The organism is Rhodococcus sp. PSi06, assembly GCF_054960675.1.
Genome location: NZ_JBHNYO010000005.1, coordinates 166,947 through 185,958, shown reverse-complemented (window position 1 = coordinate 185,958; position 19,012 = coordinate 166,947). Strand labels below are relative to the sequence as shown.

At 64.9% G+C, this 19,012-nt stretch carries 21 protein-coding genes; 11 read left to right on the top strand and 10 right to left on the bottom strand.

The window, feature by feature from the left end; translation table 11 throughout:
• Nucleotides 1-435, bottom strand: coding sequence for a hypothetical protein (locus tag ACFI9K_RS08990; protein ID WP_462663159.1), 435 nt, complete (start codon nt 433-435; stop codon nt 1-3).
• 64 nt (nt 436-499) lie between these two features.
• On the opposite strand from ACFI9K_RS08990, the gene ACFI9K_RS08985 reads away from it, so the two are divergent.
• A complete protein-coding gene (locus tag ACFI9K_RS08985) occupies nt 500-1,291 on the top strand; it encodes a 2-phosphosulfolactate phosphatase (protein ID WP_462663158.1) in 792 nt (263 codons plus the stop codon).
• A gap of 67 nt (nt 1,292-1,358) precedes the next feature.
• Entirely contained in the window at nt 1,359-2,105 is a 747-nt protein-coding gene (locus ACFI9K_RS08980) for a polyprenol monophosphomannose synthase (protein ID WP_462663157.1), read from the top strand.
• Between the two features lie 18 nt (nt 2,106-2,123).
• On the opposite strand, the gene ACFI9K_RS08975 is transcribed toward ACFI9K_RS08980, so the two are convergent.
• Nucleotides 2,124-2,924, bottom strand: coding sequence for an SDR family oxidoreductase (locus tag ACFI9K_RS08975; RefSeq protein ID WP_462663156.1), 801 nt, complete (start codon nt 2,922-2,924; stop codon nt 2,124-2,126).
• Nucleotides 2,921-3,595 (bottom strand): lysophospholipid acyltransferase family protein, encoded by a 675-nt coding sequence (locus ACFI9K_RS08970; protein WP_462663155.1) that lies wholly within the window; start codon nt 3,593-3,595, stop codon nt 2,921-2,923. The genes ACFI9K_RS08975 and ACFI9K_RS08970 overlap by 4 nt, the downstream gene beginning before the upstream one ends.
• A gap of 69 nt (nt 3,596-3,664) precedes the next feature.
• Here ACFI9K_RS08970 and ACFI9K_RS08965 point away from each other — a divergent pair, with 69 nt between their 5' ends.
• On the top strand, nt 3,665-4,237 hold the full coding sequence (locus ACFI9K_RS08965) for a TetR/AcrR family transcriptional regulator (RefSeq protein ID WP_462663154.1): 573 nt from the start codon (nt 3,665-3,667) through the stop codon (nt 4,235-4,237).
• Here ACFI9K_RS08965 and ACFI9K_RS08960 read toward each other — a convergent pair.
• The 4 genes from ACFI9K_RS08960 to ACFI9K_RS08945 all read right to left on the bottom strand — a co-directional run bounded on the left by ACFI9K_RS08960 (nt 4,218) and on the right by ACFI9K_RS08945 (nt 9,604).
• Nucleotides 4,218-5,543 (bottom strand): M16 family metallopeptidase, encoded by a 1,326-nt coding sequence (locus tag ACFI9K_RS08960; RefSeq protein WP_462663250.1) that lies wholly within the window; start codon nt 5,541-5,543, stop codon nt 4,218-4,220. The two genes, ACFI9K_RS08965 and ACFI9K_RS08960, sit on opposite strands and share 20 nt — an antisense overlap.
• Nucleotides 5,544-5,571: 28 nt before the next feature.
• On the bottom strand, nt 5,572-7,830 hold the full coding sequence (locus tag ACFI9K_RS08955) for a polyribonucleotide nucleotidyltransferase (RefSeq protein WP_462663153.1): 2,259 nt from the start codon (nt 7,828-7,830) through the stop codon (nt 5,572-5,574).
• A gap of 398 nt (nt 7,831-8,228) precedes the next feature.
• On the bottom strand, nt 8,229-8,498 hold the full coding sequence (gene rpsO, locus ACFI9K_RS08950; protein ID WP_206490510.1) for a 30S ribosomal protein S15: 270 nt from the start codon (nt 8,496-8,498) through the stop codon (nt 8,229-8,231).
• Between the two features lie 137 nt (nt 8,499-8,635).
• On the bottom strand, nt 8,636-9,604 hold the full coding sequence (locus ACFI9K_RS08945; protein ID WP_462663152.1) for a bifunctional riboflavin kinase/FAD synthetase: 969 nt from the start codon (nt 9,602-9,604) through the stop codon (nt 8,636-8,638).
• Between the two features lie 154 nt (nt 9,605-9,758).
• Between ACFI9K_RS08945 and ACFI9K_RS08940 the strand changes: the two genes are divergently transcribed.
• The 4 genes from ACFI9K_RS08940 to ACFI9K_RS08925 are packed head-to-tail and all read left to right on the top strand — an operon-like array spanning nt 9,759 to nt 13,094.
• Nucleotides 9,759-10,670: a metal ABC transporter substrate-binding protein gene (locus tag ACFI9K_RS08940; RefSeq protein WP_462663151.1), complete on the top strand. Its 912-nt coding sequence runs from the start codon at nt 9,759-9,761 to the stop codon at nt 10,668-10,670.
• A complete protein-coding gene (locus tag ACFI9K_RS08935; RefSeq protein ID WP_462663150.1) occupies nt 10,667-11,464 on the top strand; it encodes a metal ABC transporter ATP-binding protein in 798 nt (265 codons plus the stop codon). The genes ACFI9K_RS08940 and ACFI9K_RS08935 overlap by 4 nt, the downstream gene beginning before the upstream one ends.
• A 48-nt stretch (nt 11,465-11,512) precedes the next feature.
• The gene (locus ACFI9K_RS08930) at nt 11,513-12,340 is read left to right on the top strand and encodes a metal ABC transporter permease (protein ID WP_462663249.1); all 828 of its coding nucleotides are present in this window, start codon (nt 11,513-11,515) and stop codon (nt 12,338-12,340) included.
• Between the two features lie 19 nt (nt 12,341-12,359).
• Nucleotides 12,360-13,094 (top strand): metal-dependent transcriptional regulator, encoded by a 735-nt coding sequence (locus ACFI9K_RS08925; RefSeq protein ID WP_462663248.1) that lies wholly within the window; start codon nt 12,360-12,362, stop codon nt 13,092-13,094.
• A 15-nt stretch (nt 13,095-13,109) separates the two neighbouring features.
• On the opposite strand, the gene truB is transcribed toward ACFI9K_RS08925, so the two are convergent.
• The 3 genes from truB to ACFI9K_RS08910 are packed head-to-tail and all read right to left on the bottom strand — an operon-like array spanning nt 13,110 to nt 15,663.
• On the bottom strand, nt 13,110-14,042 hold the full coding sequence (gene truB, locus ACFI9K_RS08920) for a tRNA pseudouridine(55) synthase TruB (protein ID WP_462663149.1): 933 nt from the start codon (nt 14,040-14,042) through the stop codon (nt 13,110-13,112).
• 35 nt (nt 14,043-14,077) lie between these two features.
• A complete protein-coding gene (gene npt / locus ACFI9K_RS08915) occupies nt 14,078-14,743 on the bottom strand; it encodes a 4'-phosphopantetheinyl transferase Npt (RefSeq protein WP_462663148.1) in 666 nt (221 codons plus the stop codon).
• Nucleotides 14,740-15,663 (bottom strand): metallophosphoesterase family protein, encoded by a 924-nt coding sequence (locus ACFI9K_RS08910; protein WP_222093210.1) that lies wholly within the window; start codon nt 15,661-15,663, stop codon nt 14,740-14,742. The genes npt and ACFI9K_RS08910 overlap by 4 nt, the downstream gene beginning before the upstream one ends.
• Before the next feature lie 197 nt (nt 15,664-15,860).
• Between ACFI9K_RS08910 and ACFI9K_RS08905 the strand changes: the two genes are divergently transcribed.
• The 4 genes from ACFI9K_RS08905 to ACFI9K_RS08890 are packed head-to-tail and all read left to right on the top strand — an operon-like array spanning nt 15,861 to nt 18,960.
• Nucleotides 15,861-16,259, top strand: a complete 399-nt coding sequence (locus ACFI9K_RS08905) for a TOBE domain-containing protein (protein ID WP_462663147.1) — start codon at nt 15,861-15,863, stop codon at nt 16,257-16,259.
• A gap of 15 nt (nt 16,260-16,274) precedes the next feature.
• Nucleotides 16,275-17,066: a molybdate ABC transporter substrate-binding protein gene (modA, locus tag ACFI9K_RS08900; protein ID WP_462663146.1), complete on the top strand. Its 792-nt coding sequence runs from the start codon at nt 16,275-16,277 to the stop codon at nt 17,064-17,066.
• Nucleotides 17,063-17,869, top strand: coding sequence for an ABC transporter permease (locus tag ACFI9K_RS08895; protein WP_462663145.1), 807 nt, complete (start codon nt 17,063-17,065; stop codon nt 17,867-17,869). Before modA ends, ACFI9K_RS08895 begins: the two co-directional genes overlap by 4 nt.
• Nucleotides 17,866-18,960 (top strand): sulfate/molybdate ABC transporter ATP-binding protein, encoded by a 1,095-nt coding sequence (locus tag ACFI9K_RS08890; protein WP_462663144.1) that lies wholly within the window; start codon nt 17,866-17,868, stop codon nt 18,958-18,960. Before ACFI9K_RS08895 ends, ACFI9K_RS08890 begins: the two co-directional genes overlap by 4 nt.
• The last annotated feature ends 52 nt before the right edge of the window (nt 18,961-19,012 follow it).

Below are 19,012 nucleotides of genomic sequence, written 5' to 3'. Positions count from 1 at the left end.
CTAGTTCGGACCGAAGAATTGCTCGACGACGAACCCGACGACGAGCACCGCCGTTCCGCCGATCTCGCCGACGATCAGCGCGTACATGAACACGTGAGTGCCGGGAACGGGCTCGACGAACTGGTTCTCGGTGTCCCGGCGGACTCCGTGCACGGTGTATCCGGCGATCGCACCCACGAAGAACAGCAACACCACCGACGCGGCGGTCAGATCGACCGGAACCGGCCAGGCGCTGAAGTGCGCCAGAACGGCCAGGAGCAGCGCTGCGAACGAATACATCAGCGCCGCGCGGTGGGCGATGTCGACGTACCGATGCGCCGTCCCGTCCGCCGACGTCGCCATCTGGCGGTACTTCAGTACCCCCAGCCCGAGAGCCCACAGCAGCAGCAGACCGGCCGCCAGGACGATCACTTTCGTATCCAGTTCCAACTGCATCCTCGGCTCCCCCCACTCGATTACGCGAAGGTAGCACCGTCGCCCGCTTTGCTACCGTTCGGCAATGCCGGTCGATCCCACACTGTCCCAGCGGGCGCACGGCGTCCGATTCGACTGGGGTCTGTCCGGGGCCGACGCCATCGTCGGCGGGGCGGACATCGCCGTGATCGTCGACGTCCTGTCGTTCACGACGACATTGACGGTGGCGATGGATGCGGGAATCGACGTGATTCCGTGCCGATGGCGCGATGACCGAGCTTCGCAGCTGGCCGAAGAATTCGACGCAGTCCTCGCCGTCGGCCGCTCGGTGGGCTCACCGGGCCGGATCAGCCTGTGCCCGGCCAGTATCCGAACCACCGCACCGCCCGCCCGTCTGGTGTTGCCATCACCCAACGGCTCCACCATTGCCTACGAACTCGCGAGCCGGGCGGGGCTGTGTGTGGGCGCATCGTTGAGAAATGCTGCGGCAGTCGCGAGATGGATACGGGCCGAGAACCCGACCGCGGTGATTGCCGTCATAGCGTCGGGTGAACGGTGGCCCGACGCATCACTGCGTCCCTCGGTCGAAGACCTGTGGGGTGCCGGTGCGGTCATCGCCGAACTCCTCGATTCCGGGGCATCCGACGCGTCCGCAGAGGCGGTGGCGGCAGCAGCGGCGTGGCGGGCCGTGGAACCCAGCGTGGCCTCCGAGCTGCTGCGATGCGCGTCCGGACAGGAACTGAATGCGATGGGGCATCCCGAGGACGTGGCCATCGCCGCAGAGATCGGTTCGAGTCACTGCGTTCCGATACTGCGAGACGGAATGTTCGTCGACGCGGTTCTTCGAGGGACGATCACGGAGCCGACGGAGGGCTGACACGCTCGACCGACACGGCCGATCGTGTCCGATATTTGGATCGGGACCCCTGATCACGGATCATACGGTGGTGAGTACGGAACGAATCGCCCCGAAGACCACCGTCGTTGTACCGACGTACAACGAGCGCGAGAACCTTCCCAAGCTCGTCGAGTTGCTCGCCGGGGTGAAGGTGGAGGGGCTCGGCGTCCTGGTCGTCGACGACAATTCACCCGACGGTACCGGCGACTTGGCCGACAAATTGGCCATCGACGGCCCTCTCGACATCAGCGTTCTTCACCGCACCGAGAAGAACGGGCTCGGCCGCGCGTACGTCGCGGGTATGACGCGAGCTCTCGACGAAGGCGCGGACATCGTCATCCAGATGGATGCCGATCTCTCGCACCCCACCGAAGTGATCCCGGCCATGATCGACAAGCTGAACACCACCGATGCGGCCGTGGTTCTCGGATCGCGATACGTCCCCGGCGGAGCTGTCGCCGCCGATTGGCCGTGGCACCGCAAAGCGCTGTCGGCATGGGCGAATTTCTACGTCAACACGATCCTGCGACTCGGGGTCAAGGACGCGACAGCAGGATTCAAAGCGTGGCACGCTCGCACTCTGCGCACCATCGATGTGGCGTCGGTGGAAAGCAACGGGTATGCGTTCCAGGTCGAGATGAACTACCGGACCGTCAAGCACGGCCTCACTCTCGCCGAGGTGCCGATCAAGTTCGAGGAGCGTAGCGAGGGCGAATCCAAGATGAGCCTGTCGGTTCAGCTCGAATCGGCGTTGGTGCCCTGGAAGTTGTTGCTGGGCAAGAAGAAGCTGTGACCCAGGCAGCCGCCTCCGTCACGGCGTGAAGCGCCGGAAACCGCCTTCGGCCCCGATTACCTGACCGGTGATCGACCCGGAATCCGGCGAGAGCAACATCGCCACGACGGCCGCGGCCTCCTCCGGTGCGTTCCACCGACCACGCGGCATGTGGCGTCCTACGAACTCGTTCAGATCTGCGCCGGCCCAGCCGGTGTCGGTGGGACCCGGATTGATCGTGTTGACCGTGATGCCTCGTTCGATCACCGCATCGGCCAGAGTCGGGGTGATCGACGCTATGGCACCCTTGCTCACCGCATAGGGAATTTCGGACGGCATCGGCCCCTGGTCCTGGCCCGAGGTGAACAGTACGACGCGACCACCGTCGGGGTGACCCTCGTAACGACGCACGAATTCCTGCACCAATAGCAGTGCAGCTCGCACGTTCACCGCCCAGGTCAGGTCGAGCGACTCCGCCGTCAGCTCGCCCAGATCACCCAGCTGCGACCGCGCATGATTGACAACCAGAGCATCGATGCTGCCCAGTGCCGATTCGGCCGCGTCGAACAGGGTTGCCGGTGCGGCCGGATCCACGAAATCGACGTCGAGGTGACCGAGCCTGCCGGTGGCGGTCGACAGCTCGGCCAACACCGCCTCCGCTCCCGGTGTGTCGGCTCCCCACGGCTCGGACAGGTCGTAGTCGTCGCACGAGTGCGCAAAGACGCGGGTGCTCTGGTCGCGGAGCAGACGGCGGGTGATGGCGACACCGATTCCCTGCCGCCGACCGACTCCGGTGACGAGGACGGTGCGGCCGAGGCCGTGCCCGTCCGGTGTGCTCACGCCGCCTCCTTGACCGACGCGGCGTACACATCGACGTATTCCTGCCCCGACAGGTTCGCCAGCGCCGCCATCACCTCATCGGTGACGGCTCGCAGAACGGCTCTACTGCTTTCTCCCCCTGCGTATCTCGTGAAGTCCAACGGTTCACCGACGACCATGCGCACCTTCCCCGGTCGCCACATTCGAGAACCGACCGGATTGACTCGAAGCGTTCCGCACATGACGACCGGCACGACCGGAGCGCCCGTCTCGAGTGCCACTCGCGCCAGACCGGTCTTGCCCTTGTACAGCCGACCGTCCGGCGATCGAGTCCCTTCCGGATATACCGCCCATACTTTTCCCTGTCGCAGAATGGTTTTCGCGGCTTCGAGTGCCGGAGCCGATGCCGCGGCACCGCCCCGGTCCACGGGAACCTGACCCGCAGCGGAGTAGAACCAGCGCAGCATCGCCCCCTTCACCCCTCCGCCGGTGAAGTATTCACTCTTGGCGATGAAGGTGACTCGGCGTCGGACGAGCAGAACCATGAAGAACGAGTCGACGACGGTGAGGTGGTTTCCGGCGATGATCACCGGTCCCGTCCTCGGGAGACTGTCTCCACCGACCACCGACGGACGCCCGAGAACTCGGAGAATCGGACCGATGAGCACATATTTGAACAGCAGGTACCACATCGATGGATCCTCTCGGCTGGACCACGTCACGGCTGGACAACGTCACGGCTGAGAGTAGACAATGTCTACGTGCCGGACAACCTTCGTACGCGTGTGGTCGCCGCGGGTGTACGACTGCTCGAGAGCCGAGGCCCGGAAGGATTGACCATCAGAGCGGTCACCCGCGAGGCCGGTGTCTCGCACGGTGCCCCGAGACGGTACTTCCCCACACTGAACGCGCTCGCCGCCGCTGTGGCCGGGGTCGGTCTCGTCGATCTCGGCAGCGCGCTCGATACCGCCGCCCAGCAGTCGGATTCACCCCGGAACGCACTCGATGCCATGGCGCACGCGTACGTTCACTTCGCGGTACAGCGACCGGCGATGTTCGCGCTCATCTTTCGGCACGATCTTCTGGAAAGCTCGGGTCAGAATCTCCGAGAGGAATCGCGACCGCTGTTCCAGGCTCTCACCTCGGCGATCGGTGCAGTCTCGCCGGAGAATCCACAGTTCGACGCATTGCGACTGTGGACCTCCGTGCACGGGATCGCGACGCTGAACTCCACCCGCGCGTTCGAGCCGATCACCGACGCCCCGGTAGTGGCGGACCTGCTACGCCGCGCTGTGCGCGACGTGGTGGCCGACGCTACCGAACGAGGGACTTGACCGACGCCGGCAGCTGGCGGACGTTCTTGTACGGACCGACCACCGCGGCCCCGAACGGACGATCGAGCAACACCGCAGCGACCTCGCGCACCTCGTCGTTGCCGACGCGGTCGATACGGGCCAGGGTGTCGGTGATGTCCCGGTGATTGCCGTAGTTCAGTTCGCTTCTACCGATACGGTTCATCCGGGAACCCGAGTCTTCCAGTCCCAGAACCAATCCGCCGCGTAACGAGCCTTTCGCGCGAGCGCACTCGGCGTCGGTGATGCCCTCGGCCGCTACCTTCGCGAGTACCTCGCGAATCACCGTGGTGACCTCGCCGAGATTCTCCGGCTGGCACCCCGCGTACACCGAGAACGCACCGCTGTCGGCAAACGTGTCCACCGAGGAGTACACCGAGTACGCCAGGCCACGCTCTTCCCTGATCTCCTGGAACAACCGAGAACTCAGTCCACCACCCACAGCGGAATTGAGCACCGACAACGCCCAGCGATGCCCTTCGTGCCTGCCGAACGCGCGAACTCCGAGGCACAGATGCGCTTGTTCACTGTCTCGCATCGTCAGGCTCAGAGTCGGATTCTGACGCAATCGCGCTGTGCCGCTTCGCCTTTCGGCCGGATGCAGACCCTTGTCGAGATGGCCCGCGAAAGCGCGCCGAACCAACGACACGATCTGCTTGTGATCGACGTTGCCCGCGACCGCGACGACCATCCGTTGCGGGGTGTAGCGGCGAACATGGAACGAGTGCAGCTGGGCTCGCGTCATGGATTCGATCGATTCGACCGAACCGATGATCGGCCGGCCGATGGGGTGATCACCGAACATCGCCTCGAGAAAAGCGTCGCCGAGCAGGTCTTCGGGATCGTCGTCGCGCATGGAGATCTCTTCGAGGACCACCTGACGCTCGACGTCCACATCCGCCGATCGACACCGACCACGAAGTACCACATCGCTGACCAGATCGATGGCCAGCGCCACGTCCTCGTCGAGCACGTGAGCGTAGAAGCACGTGCTCTCTTTGGAGGTGAATGCGTTCAGCTCTCCCCCGACACCGTCCATCACCTGAGCGATTTCGAGCGCACTGCGCGTCGGCGTCGATTTGAACAGCAGATGTTCGAGGAAGTGCGCAGCTCCCGCGACACTCGGTTGTTCGTCGCGCGAGCCGACTCCCACCCAGACACCGACCGACGCCGAGCGAACACCGGGAACGAACTCGGTGACGACCCGAAGCCCGCCGGGCAGGGTGGTGCGCTGCACTCCGGAATCGAGGGCGACGTTGTCCGTAACGGCCGAACGGTACGACCCCAGGGGCCGTACCGTTCGACTCTGTTGCTTCTTACTCAGCGCTGACCTCGGCGGGTGCCTCGGGAGCGTCGGCGGGAGCAGCGGCGTTGTCGTCTTCGACCGGAACGAGGCTGATCTTGCCGCGGTTGTCGATATCGGCGATCTCGACGCGCAACTTGGATCCGACGCTCACGACGTCCTCGACCTTGTTGATGCGCTTGCCGTTGCCGAGCTTGGAGATGTGCACCAGTCCGTCGCGGCCCGGGAGCAGCGAGACGAATGCACCGAACGCCGTCGTCTTGACGACGGTTCCGAGGAATCGTTCGCCGACCTTCGGCAGCTGCGGATTGGCGATGGCGTTGATCATGTCGATCGCCGCCTGTGCGGACGGGCCGTCCGCTGCACCGACGTAGACCGTGCCGTCATCTTCGATCGAGATGTTGGCACCGGTCTGCTCGGTGATGGAGTTGATCATCTTGCCCTTGGGCCCGATGACCTCGCCGATCTTGTCGACCGGCACCTTGATCGCGGTGACGCGAGGTGCGTAGGGGCTCATCTCGTCCGGGGTATCGATGGCCTCGGCCATGACCTCGAGGATCGTGGTACGAGCATCCTTGGCCTGCGACAGCGCGCCGGCGAGCACCTTGGAGGGGATGCCGTCGAGCTTGGTGTCGAGCTGCAGCGCGGTGACGAAGTCCTTGGTACCGGCAACCTTGAAGTCCATGTCGCCGAAGGCGTCCTCGGCACCGAGGATGTCGGTGAGGGCGACGTAGCGAGTTTCGCCGTCGACCTCGTCGGACACCAGACCCATGGCGATTCCGGCGACCGGGGCACGCAGCGGCACACCGGCGTTGAGCAGCGACAGAGTCGATGCACAGACCGAACCCATGGAGGTCGAGCCGTTGGAGCTCAATGCCTCGGAGACCTGACGAATGGCGTACGGGAACTCGGCCTGGCTGGGCAGAACCGGCAGCAGAGCGCGCTCGGCGAGTGCGCCGTGCCCGATCTCGCGACGCTTCGGCGAACCGACGCGGCCCGTCTCACCGGTGGAGTACGGCGGGAAGTTGTAGTGATGCATGTAGCGCTTGGACGTCTCGGGTCCCAGCGAATCCACCTGCTGCGCCATCTTGACCATGTCGAGGGTGGTGACGCCCAGAATCTGGGTCTCGCCGCGCTCGAACAGAGCCGAACCGTGGGTACGCGGGATGATCGCGACCTCGGCGGACAGCGAGCGGATATCGGTGATGCCGCGACCGTCGATGCGGAAGTGGTCGGTGAGGATGCGCTGGCGAACGGACTTCTTGGTCAGTGCACGGAATGCGGCACCGATTTCCTTCTCACGACCGGCGAAGCTGTCTCCGACCGACGTGAGGACCTGAGCCTTGACCTCGTCGAGCTTGCTCTCGCGCTCGGCCTTGCCCGCGATCGTGAGCGCCTCGTTCAGCGGAATCTTCGCGGCGTTCTCGACGGCGTCGAAGACGTCCGACTGGTACGCCGGGAAGACCGGGTAGTCGCCGGTGGGCTTGGCAGCCTTGGATGCGAGCTCCTGCTGTGCGGTGCACAGGGCTGCGATGAAGGGCTTGGATGCCTCGAGGCCCTCGGCGACGACCGCCTCGTTGGGTGCAGTCGCGCCACCCTCGATGAGCTCGATGACGTTCTCGGTGGCCTCTGCTTCGACCATCATGATGGCGACGTCTGCGTCGGCACCGGAGCCGGAGACGATGCGGCCTGCGACGACCATGTTGAACACGGCCTTCTCGAGCTGCTCATTGGTCGGGAATGCGACCCACTGCTTGTCGATCAGTGCGACGCGGACGCCACCGATCGGGCCGGAGAACGGCAGGCCGGCGATCTGGGTGGAGGCCGATGCCGCATTGATCGCGACGACGTCGTACAGGTCGGCGGGGTTGAGGCTCAGGACGGTGATGACGACCTGGATCTCGTTGCGCAGGCCGTCGACGAACGTCGGACGCAGCGGCCGGTCGATGAGGCGGCAGGTGAGGATGGCGTCCGTGGACGGACGGCCCTCGCGGCGGAAGAACGATCCGGGGATCCGGCCGGCGGCATACATGCGCTCTTCGACGTCGACGGTCAGTGGGAAGAAATCGAAGCCCTCACGGGGGTGCTTGCCTGCGGTGGTTGCCGACAGCAACATGGTGTCCTCGTCGAGGTACGCAGCGACTGCGCCTGCGGCCTGCTGTGCGAGGCGGCCGGTCTCGAAGCGGATGGTCCGCTTGCCGAACGTGCCGTTGTCGATGATCGCAGTTGCTTCGTAGACGCCTTCTTCGGCGTCCAAGGTGGTGTCCGACATATGTTCTGTTCTCGTCCTCTCGTCTTTGCCGTGCCCGCGTGGACACACCACCAGCCCTCCTGGCTGTGGCGGCATACCTGTGCCGTCCATCCGACGAGATCTGATCTCGGGACGCGGCTGCGCGGAGGCGGCCATCGATCGAAGCCCACCGGATCTCGTATCCGAAAGGCCACTACCGAAGACCGTCACCACGGCGTGACAGGCATACACGGCGGTGTGCGGATGCCGTGCATCCGCTTTCTTTTCGTGCTGGCGTAACTGGTACTGCGGTACGAACACAGATAGCCAACGAGGAACAGTCTAAGCACTGCCTCGTTGGCTACTGCACTATTGCTGCGAGTCGGGTGTACACCGGCGCGTCGAACCGTGCGTCGGTGCCATCCTCGCGTCGATACGAATTATCGACGCAGACCCAGACGCTCGATGAGCGAGCGGTAGCGGGTGACGTCCACCTTCGCGATGTACTTGAGCAGACGACGACGACGTCCGACCAGCAGCAGCAGGCCGCGGCGGGAGTGGTGGTCGTGCTTGTGCTTCTTGAGGTGCTCGGTCAAGTCGACGATGCGCTTGGTGAGCATTGCAACCTGCGCCTCGGGCGAGCCCGTGTCGGTGGGGTGCAAGCCGTACTCGCCGAGAACGGCCTTCTTCTGTTCGGTGGTCAATGCCACTGGTACTACTCCTGATCAATGACGTCCGCGTGAAAGGAAGCAACGCGCCCCGAAAGATCTAACGAACGATAGATCGAACGGGACCGATTGCCGGTACAGCCGCCACGGACCGCAGCGAGCACCGAGGGAAGAGCATATCAGGCTGGGCTCGACGCCAGAATCGAGCGGGCACGGTCGGCATCGCGGCCCATTTCCTCGACCAGCGACTCCATCGAATCGAATTTCTCCATACCGCGCAATCGCTCGACGAAGTCGACCGCCACATGTTGACCGTAGAGATCGGCCTCACCGTCGAGCACGAACGCCTCGACCGTTCTCGTACGACCCGAGAACGTCGGATTGGTACCTACCGAGACGGCCGCCGGATGCCTCTCCCCCGGCGTCACCGTGCCCATGATCGGACCGGGTCCGAGCACGGTGAACCAGGCGGCGTAGACCCCGTCGGCGGGAATCGCCGAGTACATGGGCGGCGCGACATTTGCTGTGGGATAACCCATTTGACGGCCGCGCCCGTCACCGTGCACCACGACGCCCTCCACGCGGTGCGGACGCCCGAGTGCCGCGGCGGCCGCGGCGACGTCGCCCGCGTCCACACAGGACCTGATGTACGTCGACGAGAAGGTCACGGCATGCTCGGCGAGAAGGTTGACTCCGTCGACGGCGAAGCCGGCCCGTTCGCCGATCTTTCGGAGCATCGGAACGGTTCCCAGCGCCTTTTTGCCGTAGGTGAAGTTCTCCCCGACGACGACCTCCGCGACGTGCAGCCGCTCGATCAAGATCTCGTGCACGTACCGATCCGGCGTGAGCTTCATCAGCTCGGGCGTGAACGGCATGACACAGAACACGTCGATACCCAGTTCCTCGGCGAGTTCGGCTCGCCTCGTCAAAGTCGTCAGCTGCGCCGGATGACTTCCCGGTCGGACGACTTCCATCGGATGGGGATCGAAGGTCATGAGCACACTGGGTACCCCGCGCGCCTCGGCGGCGTCCACCGCGCGCCCGATCAGCTGTGCGTGTCCGCGATGCACGCCGTCGAAGACGCCGATCGTGAGCACGCACCTGCCCCAGTCGGCAGGTACATCGTCGAGACCTCGCCATCTCTGCACAAGGGGAAGCCTACGGCCCGAGTGCCGCGCGGTCACCCTCGGACAGGCGTGTCGCGGACAGCGGGTATGGACAAATAGGTATCCCCACGGTAAATATTTCGGTGTGCCTAACTTTTTTCTTCGAGCTCGTGGAAATCACGCTGGGCGCATCGCAGTGAGTTGGGTCGTCGCCGGCCTCCTGGTCGTGACCTCGACCGGCTGCGCCCGCGCTGTGGGCGACGAGGACCCGGCCGTTCTCGACGATGGGCGACCGCTCGTCCTGACGACCTTCACCGTGCTCGCCGACATGGCTGCGAACGTCGCGGGCAATCACCTACGAGTGGAATCGATCACAAAAGCCGGAGCCGAGATTCACGGCTACGAGCCGACGCCGGGAGACCTTCGCACCGCCGAGCAGGCCGAGCTGATCCTGGACAACGGGTTGGGGCTCGAATCGTGGTTCGAGAAATTCGTCGAACGTGTACCCGCACCACACGTCGTGGTGAGCGCGGGTGTGGAGCCGGTCTACATCCGCGACGATGCCTACGCCGGAAAGGCCAACCCGCATGCCTGGATGTCACCGATCGTCGGCGAGACCTACGTGCAGAACATCGCCGACGCATTCGTCGCCCTCGACCCGGCCAACGCCGACGATTATCGAGCCAACGCCGACGAGTACGTCCGGCAACTCCGCGAGGTCGGGGGCGAACTGGACACCGACCTGTCCGCTCTGCCCGCGCGTCAGCGTGCACTGGTCACCTGCGAGGGCGCATTCGGTTATCTCGCCCGGGATTTCGACTTGCAAGAGGCGTACCTGTGGCCGGTCAACGCCGAACAAGAAGGAACACCGAAGCAGGTGGTCCGCACCATCGATTTCGTTCGTGACAACGCCGTACCCGCGGTGTTCTGTGAATCGACCGTCTCGGACAAGGCACAGCTGCAGGTCGCCGAGGACACGGGCGCTCGATTCGGCGGGAAGCTCTACGTCGATTCCCTCAGCGAAGCCGGTGGCCCGGTGCCCACGTACCTCGATCTGCTGCGCTACGACGCACGGTTGATCGCCGACGCATTGGTAGGACGACAATGAACCCACACCGAAACCCTCCGAACGCCGGCGGATCAGCGCTGACGGTCGTTTCGGTCGATGTCCGGTACCGCGAGGTGGTGGCACTGGTCGACGCCAGTCTGACGCTCGCACCCGGCCGCGTGTGCGGGCTGGTCGGGATGAACGGTTCGGGTAAGTCGACGCTGTTCAAAGCCGTGATGGGAGTGGTCAAGCCGAACTCCGGCTCGATCACCGTGTTCGGCGGCGACCCCGCGCAGGCACGCAAGGCAGGCACGGTCAGTTACGTACCGCAGGCCGAATCGGTGGACTGGACCTTTCCGATCAGCGTGCGCGACGTCGTGATGATGGGCCGCTACGGCAAGCAGAATTTCCTGCGCACTCCCCGAGCGGCCGATCGGCGCGCCGTCGACGACGCACTCCAGCGCGTCGACCTGGCCGATCTTGCCAATCGACAGATCGGCCGGCTCTCGGGCGGTCAGCGCAAACGCGCGTTCGTCGCCCGTGCCATCGCGCAGGAGGCCTCGCTGCTGTTGCTCGACGAGCCCTTCGCCGGAGTGGACAAGAAGACCGAGGCCACGATCACCCGACTGTTACGCGAACTGGCATTGCAGGGTGCCTCGGTTCTCGTGTCCACCCACGATCTGCATGCGTTGCCGGACCTGTGCGACGAGGCGATCCTGCTGCAGCAACGGGTACTGATGCACGGCAGTCCCGCCGAGGTGCTCCGGCCGGAGAATCTGGCGCTGGCTTTCGGTATCGACCCGTCGAAGATCGGCGAACTGGGCGCAAGCTCTCCTACTCCGGAAGTGAGCTGAACCGTGTACCTGATCGATTTCGTTGTCGATCCACTCGAATACACCTTCATGCAGCGTGCGCTGTTGGTCACCGTCACCGCATCGATCGTGTGCGCGGTCCTGAGCTGCTGGCTCGTCCTCATCGGCTGGTCGCTCATGGGGGATGCGGTGTCACACGCCGTGCTTCCCGGCGTCGCGCTGTCGTATCTGCTCGGTGCACCGTTTGCGATCGGTGCCCTGTTGTTCGCCCTCATTGCGGTCGGTGCCATCGGAGTGGTCCGCAACACCACGATCGTCAAGGAAGACGCCGCCATCGGCGTCGTCTTCACCACCCTGTTCGCGCTCGGCGTCGTGCTGATCTCGAAGTTTCCCAGTCAGATCGACCTCAACCACATCCTGTTCGGAAACCTGCTCGGTGTCTCGCAAGCCGATCTGGTGCAGGTCTTCGTACTCGGTGGAATCGCGTTGGCCGTCATGATCGTCAAGCGCCGCGACTTCACTCTGTTCGCATTCGACCGCACCCAGGCGCGTGCCGTCGGCATCAACCCGACGGTGATCTCGGCGATGATGCTGACCCTGCTGGCGTTGACCACCGTGGTCGCCCTCCAAGCCGTGGGGGTGATCCTGGTCGTGGCGATGCTCATCACGCCCGGCGCATCGGCCTACCTGCTCACACACAGCTTCGGCCGGATGTTGGTGCTCGCGCCGCTCATCTCGGTGGCGTGCGCTCTGGTCGGCATCTACGCCAGTTTCTACCTCGACGTGTCCTCCGGGGGCAGCGTCGTCCTGACCCAGGGCGTCGTCTTCGTGCTCGCATACCTGTTCAGCCCCGCGCAGGGCATCGTCACCCGCGCCTTACGTAGGCGTGCACAAATACCGGAGGCCACGGCCGGGTGAGATGTCTTTTTCCATTGGATTGCCTAAGCTCGGCGACGTGGCGCAACAAAGAATCGATTCCACTGTGGCCGACGACGGCGTCCAGCTGTCCGCAGTTGCGCAGGATTACCTGAAGGTCATCTGGACGGCGAGCGAGTGGAGCGAGGACTCGGTCAGTACGAAGATGCTCTCCGAGCGCATCGGAGTCTCCGCCTCGACGGTGTCCGAGGCAATTCGCAAACTGGCCGATCAAGGCATGGTGGATCATGCCCGTTACGGTGCTATCTCACTGACCGAGAAGGGCCGACTGGCGGCTATCGGCATGGTGCGTCGGCACCGACTGATAGAGACGTACCTGGTCCGCGAACTCGGCTACGGCTGGGACGAAGTGCACGACGAGGCCGAGATTCTCGAGCACGCCGTCTCCGATCTGATGATGGACCGGATCGACGCCAAACTGGGCCACCCCGAGCGCGATCCGCACGGAGACCCCATCCCGTCGGTCGACGGTGCGATCGATACGCCGCCCGCAACTCGCCTGAGCGACTACCTCGACGGACAGTCCGGCCGGGTGGCCAGGATTTCCGACTCCGACCCGGCGATCCTTCGCTACTTCGACTCCGTCGGAATCACGCTCGACCTACCGATCACCGTGGTCGAACGACGCGATTACGCCGGAACGGTCGCCATCGAACTCGCGCGGGACGACGCGACGGATTCGGTCGAACTCGGCCATCGCGCTGCAGAGGCGATCTGGATGGTTCCGGCGATCTAGGACGACCCGGGCGACTCAGTGCCCACGCAAGGTTGCAGGTCGGACGACCATGACCGAACTCGCGCGCCTTCCCTTCTCCTGAAGCAGCGCGATGGTGTGACCGGTCGGATCGACGGCGGCATAGACGCCCTCTATTCCGACGGGGTCCAACCACCGGCCCTGGCTCAGTGACTCCGCCTCGCCAGCGTCGATCTGCCGGTGCGGAAACGCTGTCCGCGCAGCCTGATCGATATCGAGACCGACAGCCGGATTCTCGGCCAGCTCCTCGAGGGTCCGTGCATGCTCGAGTGTGAAGGGACCGACGCGGGTGCGGCGGAGCACGGTCAGGTGGCCGCCGACGTTCAGTGCCGCGCCCAGATCGCGGGCCAGGGCTCGCACGTAGGTGCCCGACGTGCAGTCCACCTCGACATCGAGGTCGACGAAGACGGATTCGCCGTCGACCACGTCACGTCTGGCCGTCACGTCGAAACGGGTGACACTGACCTTCCGGGCGGCGAGAGTGAACTCCTCGCCCGCTCGTGAGAGTTTGTGTGCTCGTTGTCCGTCGACCTTGATGGCACTCACACTCGCCGGCACCTGCTCGATGTCGCCGGTCAGATCGGCGATCGCGGTGGCGATGTCCGATTCGGAGAGATGCGAGGCCGAGACATCCGTCAGCACCTCGCCCTCGGCGTCGTCCGTCGTCGTGCTGCGGCCGAGCCGCATCGTTGCGGTGTACGACTTGGTGGTCAGCGAGAGCAGGCCGAGCATCTTGGTCGCCCGCTCCACACCGAGCACCAGCACTCCGGTCGCCATGGGGTCGAGAGTTCCCGCGTGACCGACCTTTCTGGTGTTCAACAGCTTTCGGCACGACGCAACGACGTCGTGACTCGTCACACCCGGCCCTTTGTCCACCACGAGCAAGCCGGCACCGACGAGACCGGACGAGATCTTTCCGCGAGCACTCACGAGAGAGCATTGTGCCAGGCGCTGCGAGCCGGTCGTCACATCACCGAGATCGCCGTCATCACCAGACCGCCCGCCACCATCCATCGACCGTCGAACGACGTCAACGGAGGCCCGGAGACGGTGTCGCCCGGCACGAGCAGTTCGGATCGGAAGGTCCCGGACACGTCGTCACCGGAGCCGGTGCGCTCGAAGGTGATGTGTGCATCCTCGAAACCGAGCCACCGTCCGGTCAGCGGCTCCCACGCCTTGTAGGTGGCTTCCTTGGCGCAGAACAACACTCGATCCCAGTGGACGTCCTCGCGGTCTGCGGTCGCGAGCCAGTCTCGTTCGGCCTCGAGGCTCACCGCCTCCAGTACTCCGTCGGGCAGAGGTCCGTGCGGCTCTGCGTCGATCCCCACCGACCGCACCTGCATCGAATAGGCCAATACGGCACCTCGATACCCGTCGCAGTGCGTCAACGATCCGACCACACCCTTCGGCCATTGCGGTGCACCGGATTTCCCACGCATGATCGGCGCGGGTTCGACGCCCAACTTCTCCATGGCCACGCGCGCACAGTGCCGAGCCGACGTGAACTCGCGCTTCCGCTTGTCCACTGCCTTGGCGACCAACGGCGCTTCGAGCGGGTGGGGCACCAGATCCGGCGGGTCGGCGAACAGTTCGGCCGAGACGACGCCGTTCGGAAGTATGGATTCGATCACTTGCCCGCCCTCATCTTCTCTACTTCTGCCTCCATCTCGGGAGTCACGGTGAAGTGCCCACCCCACTTGTTCAACGCGCCCGGCGGGTACTCGGGAACCGGAAGGATCTGCCGCAGAACGTTTTTCGGAAGTCCGCGACGCTGCCACTCACGCGGGTACCCCACGGACACCTCCTCGAAGCGGACACCGTCGTAGTAGGTGGTTCGCGGAATGTGCAGGTGCCCGTACACCGAGCAGATCGCGTTGTACTTCGTGTGCCAATCGGCGGTGAGGGTCGATCCGCACCACAGCGCGAACTCCGGGTAGAAGAGCACCTCGGTCGGTTGACGAACCATGGGAAAGTGGTTGATCAACACGGTGGGAACGGTGGTATCGAGAGCATCGAGCCGTTCCCGAGTGGCCTCGATACGTGCATGGCACCAGGCGTCGCGGGTGGCGTACGGCTGCGAGGACAACAAGAATTCGTCCGTGGCAACGACGTTCTTCTCCCGTGCGATCGCCAGACCGTGCTCCTTGTCCCGCGCTCCCTGCGGCAGAAAGGTGTAGTCGTACAGCAGGAACATCGGCACTATCGTCGCCGGGCCGCCCTCGCCCTCCCACAGCAGGTACGGATCCTCCGGGGTGACGACGTCGATCTCACGGCACAGGTTGACCAGATACTCGTATCGGGCCGCCCCGTGAATCTGAACGGGATCTTTGACCGTCGTCCACAGCTCGTGGTTTCCGGGAACCCAGATGACCTTCGCGAAACGACTACGAAGCAGTTCCAGCGCCCACTTGATGTCATCGGTCTTCTCCGACACGTCCCCGGCCACGATCAACCAGTCGTCGGGAGACTCGGGAAAGATGTCCTCGGTGACGGGCCTGTTGCCCCGATGTCCGACGTGAATGTCACTCACTGCCCACAGCTTCGCTGCCACTGATGATCCCTTCCGATGTGCTCGGCCGTCGACGTCGAGCCGCCGAACCGTCCGAGAACGTATCAACGCTCAATCCTCCACGCAGATTCCTCGACCGATCCGGGCGGGGTGACGCGGTGCCCACGAAACCGCATATACGGGTATATGGTGCTGTTCATGACTTTTTTGCGGACGCATCTGTCCGTGGAGGCGGATTGATGACGGTGCCCGCAGTCCGCGTCCGGGACGCCGCGGCCCTGCTCGGTGTCAGTGACGACACCGTGCGGAGATGGATCGACAGCGGCACGCTCGCCTCGTTCGAGGACGAGACAGGGCGCAAGGTGATCGCCGGGCGTGACCTCGCCGACTATGCCCGCGAGCACGCCGCTCCCCCACCCGAGGTGGCGTCCGGCGGCAGTTCTGCACGCAATCGACTGGTCGGACTGGTGACCGGCGTCGTCTCGGACACGGTGATGAGCGAGGTCACCATGCAATGTGGGCCCTTTTCCATCGTGTCCCTGATGAGTACGCAATCCGTTCGTGAACTCGGCCTCGAGCCGGGCACAGTGACCGTTGCGGTCGTCAAGGCCACCACGGTCATCGTCGAGACACCCTAGAGCGCAGGAGATTCAGTGAAGAAGTTCGGACCGGCACTCGCGACTCTCGCTGCCGTCACTCTCGTCCTCGCCGGATGCAACGCGGCGTCCGAATCCAGCACCTCCGATCCCGCCGCGGCCGGCGACGACGTCGGAGGTGACATCACGGTGTTCGCCGCAGCGTCGCTGCGTGCGACGTTCACCGAGCTCGGTACGCGCTTCGAGGACGAACATCCCGGCACCTCGGTCGAGTTCAGCTTTGCCGGGTCCTCCGACCTCGCCACGCAGCTGGCCTCCGGCGCTCCCGCCGACGTCTTCGCGTCGGCGGACAACAAGAACATGACCGTGGCGGTCGACGCCGGCGTCGTGGCGGGTGATCCCGTCGATTTCGCGTCCAACACCCTGACCATCGTCACCGCTCCCGGCAACCCGAAAGGCATCGACTCGTTCGCCGATCTGGCGAACCCCGACATTCTGACGGTGGTCTGCGCGCCTCAGGTGCCGTGCGGGTCCGCCGCGGCAACCGTCGAGGCTGCGACCGGGACGGACGTTCCCGCCGTGAGCGAGGAATCCTCGGTCACCGACGTCTTGGGCAAGGTCACCTCCGGTCAAGCAGATGCCGGACTGGTGTACGTCACCGACGCAGCCGGCGCGGGGGCCGATGTGACCGCCGTGCCGTTCGCGGAATCCAGTGATGCGGTCAACACGTACCCCATTGCAACACTGCGCGGTTCCGGCAACGAAGCGACCGCTCGTTCGTTCGCCGATTTCGTTGCCGGGCCGACGGGCCGAGACGTGCTCGGACGAGCCGGCTTCGCAGCTCCGTGACCGCACGCGCCGCCGACGGCGGCCGGGCGGTGGGGATACCGCTGTGGATCTACGTGCCGGCGGCCGTCGGCGCACTCCTCGTCGTGGCACCCCTGGCCGCGATGTTCACCCGCATCGATTGGTCGAACTTCGTCGGTCTCGTCACGTCGGAATCTGCGGTCGCGGCGCTGATCCTGAGCCTGAAGACGGCCACGGCCAGCACGGTGCTGTGTCTACTGCTGGGCGTTCCGATGGCAATCGTCCTCTCGCGCAGCGCGGTTCGAGGGCTGACCGTCCTGCGCTCCGTCGTCGTGCTCCCCCTCGTTCTGCCGCCGGTGGTCGGCGGCATCGCACTGCTCTATACCTTCGGACGCCAGGGATTGCTGGGCCAACATCTCGAAGCGTTCGGTTTTCGAATCGCGTTCACCACCTCCGCCGTCGTACTGGCGCAGGTCTTCGTGTCGCTACCGTTCCTCGTCGTGAGCGTCGAAGGCGCACTTCGGACGGCCGGAAGTCGCTACGACCTGGTTGCCGCCACTCTGGGGGCAACACCGACCACCGTCCTGCGCCGCGTCACCGTTCCCTTGATCCTGCCCGGGTTGATGTCCGGTACCGTCCTCGCCTTCGCACGCGCACTCGGAGAGTTCGGCGCGACCCTGACCTTCGCCGGCTCGCTCGAAGGCGTCACTCGAACCCTGCCGCTGGAAATCTATTTGCAGCGCGAAGCCGATCCCGACGCCGCCGTCGCGCTGTCCCTAGTGCTCATTCTCGTCGCGGCCCTCGTCGTCGTCACCGCGCGCGGTAGTCGAACCGCGGCGCCGTGAGCTCACTGCATGTGCGCGCCACTGTCGATGTCCGCGGCATCGACATCGAACTCGACGTCGCCGAAGGTGAGACCGTTGCCATCCTCGGACCCAACGGGGCGGGCAAATCGACACTGCTGCAGCTCGTATCGGGGTCGGTCAGCCCTGACCACGGTGTTGTCCGGCTCGGCGAGGACACGCTGACCGACACGTCGTCGAAGACGTTCGTCCCGATACATGCGCGCGGAGTAGCAACTCTCGCGCAGGAGGCGCTGCTCTTTCCCCATATGGACGCTCGAACGAATGTCGCCTTCGCGCCGCGGAGCGCGGGTCGGAGTCGAGCGGACTCGAACACTGTCGCCGACACATGGCTCGACGCCGTCGGAGCCTCCCGCCTGGCCGGACGTCGCCCTGCTCAGCTGTCCGGTGGTCAGGCCCAGCGCGTCGCGATCGCCCGCGCGCTGGCGGCGGATCCTCGGCTCCTGCTGCTCGACGAACCGTGCGCTGCGCTCGACGTAGAAACGGCACCGGCCGTCCGGCGAGTACTGCGTTCGGTGCTGCGTGACGGCGCTCGCACAGCGCTGATCGTCACCCACGATCTGCTCGACGTCGTCGCGCTGGCCGATTCCGTCGCTGTGGTCGACGGCGGGCGCGTGGTCGAGCGAGGTTCGGTGGCCGAAGTGCTCGCTGCTCCCCGAAGCGAGTTCGGTGCCCGCATCGCCGGAGTCAACCTGCTCGCCGGCCGCGCGGGAGATGCCGACGGCGCGACTGCCCTGACCACGACCTGGGGCCTGACGGTTCACGGATCAGGACACCACGTCGCCGGAACGTCACTGGTCGCGGTCTTCTCTCCCGCCGCGGTGTCGGTGCACCCCGTTGCCCCGCACGCGAGCCCGCGCAACGTCTTCGAGGTGGTGATCGACGAGATGGAGGTACAGGGCTCCGGCATTCGCGTTCGATCGCGTACCCACCCCGACGGTTCTCCCGGCATGGCGGCCGACATCACGCCTGCGGCTGTCGCGGAGCTCGGACTCGAGCCGGGTCGCACCGTGTTCTTCGTGGTGAAAAGCCATGAGGTGGCTCTGCATCCGGCGTTGCCGTCCCGAAACTAGGAAACAGTCACCGCCTTATTTGTCCCTCACCGCCTTATTTGTCGATCGCTGC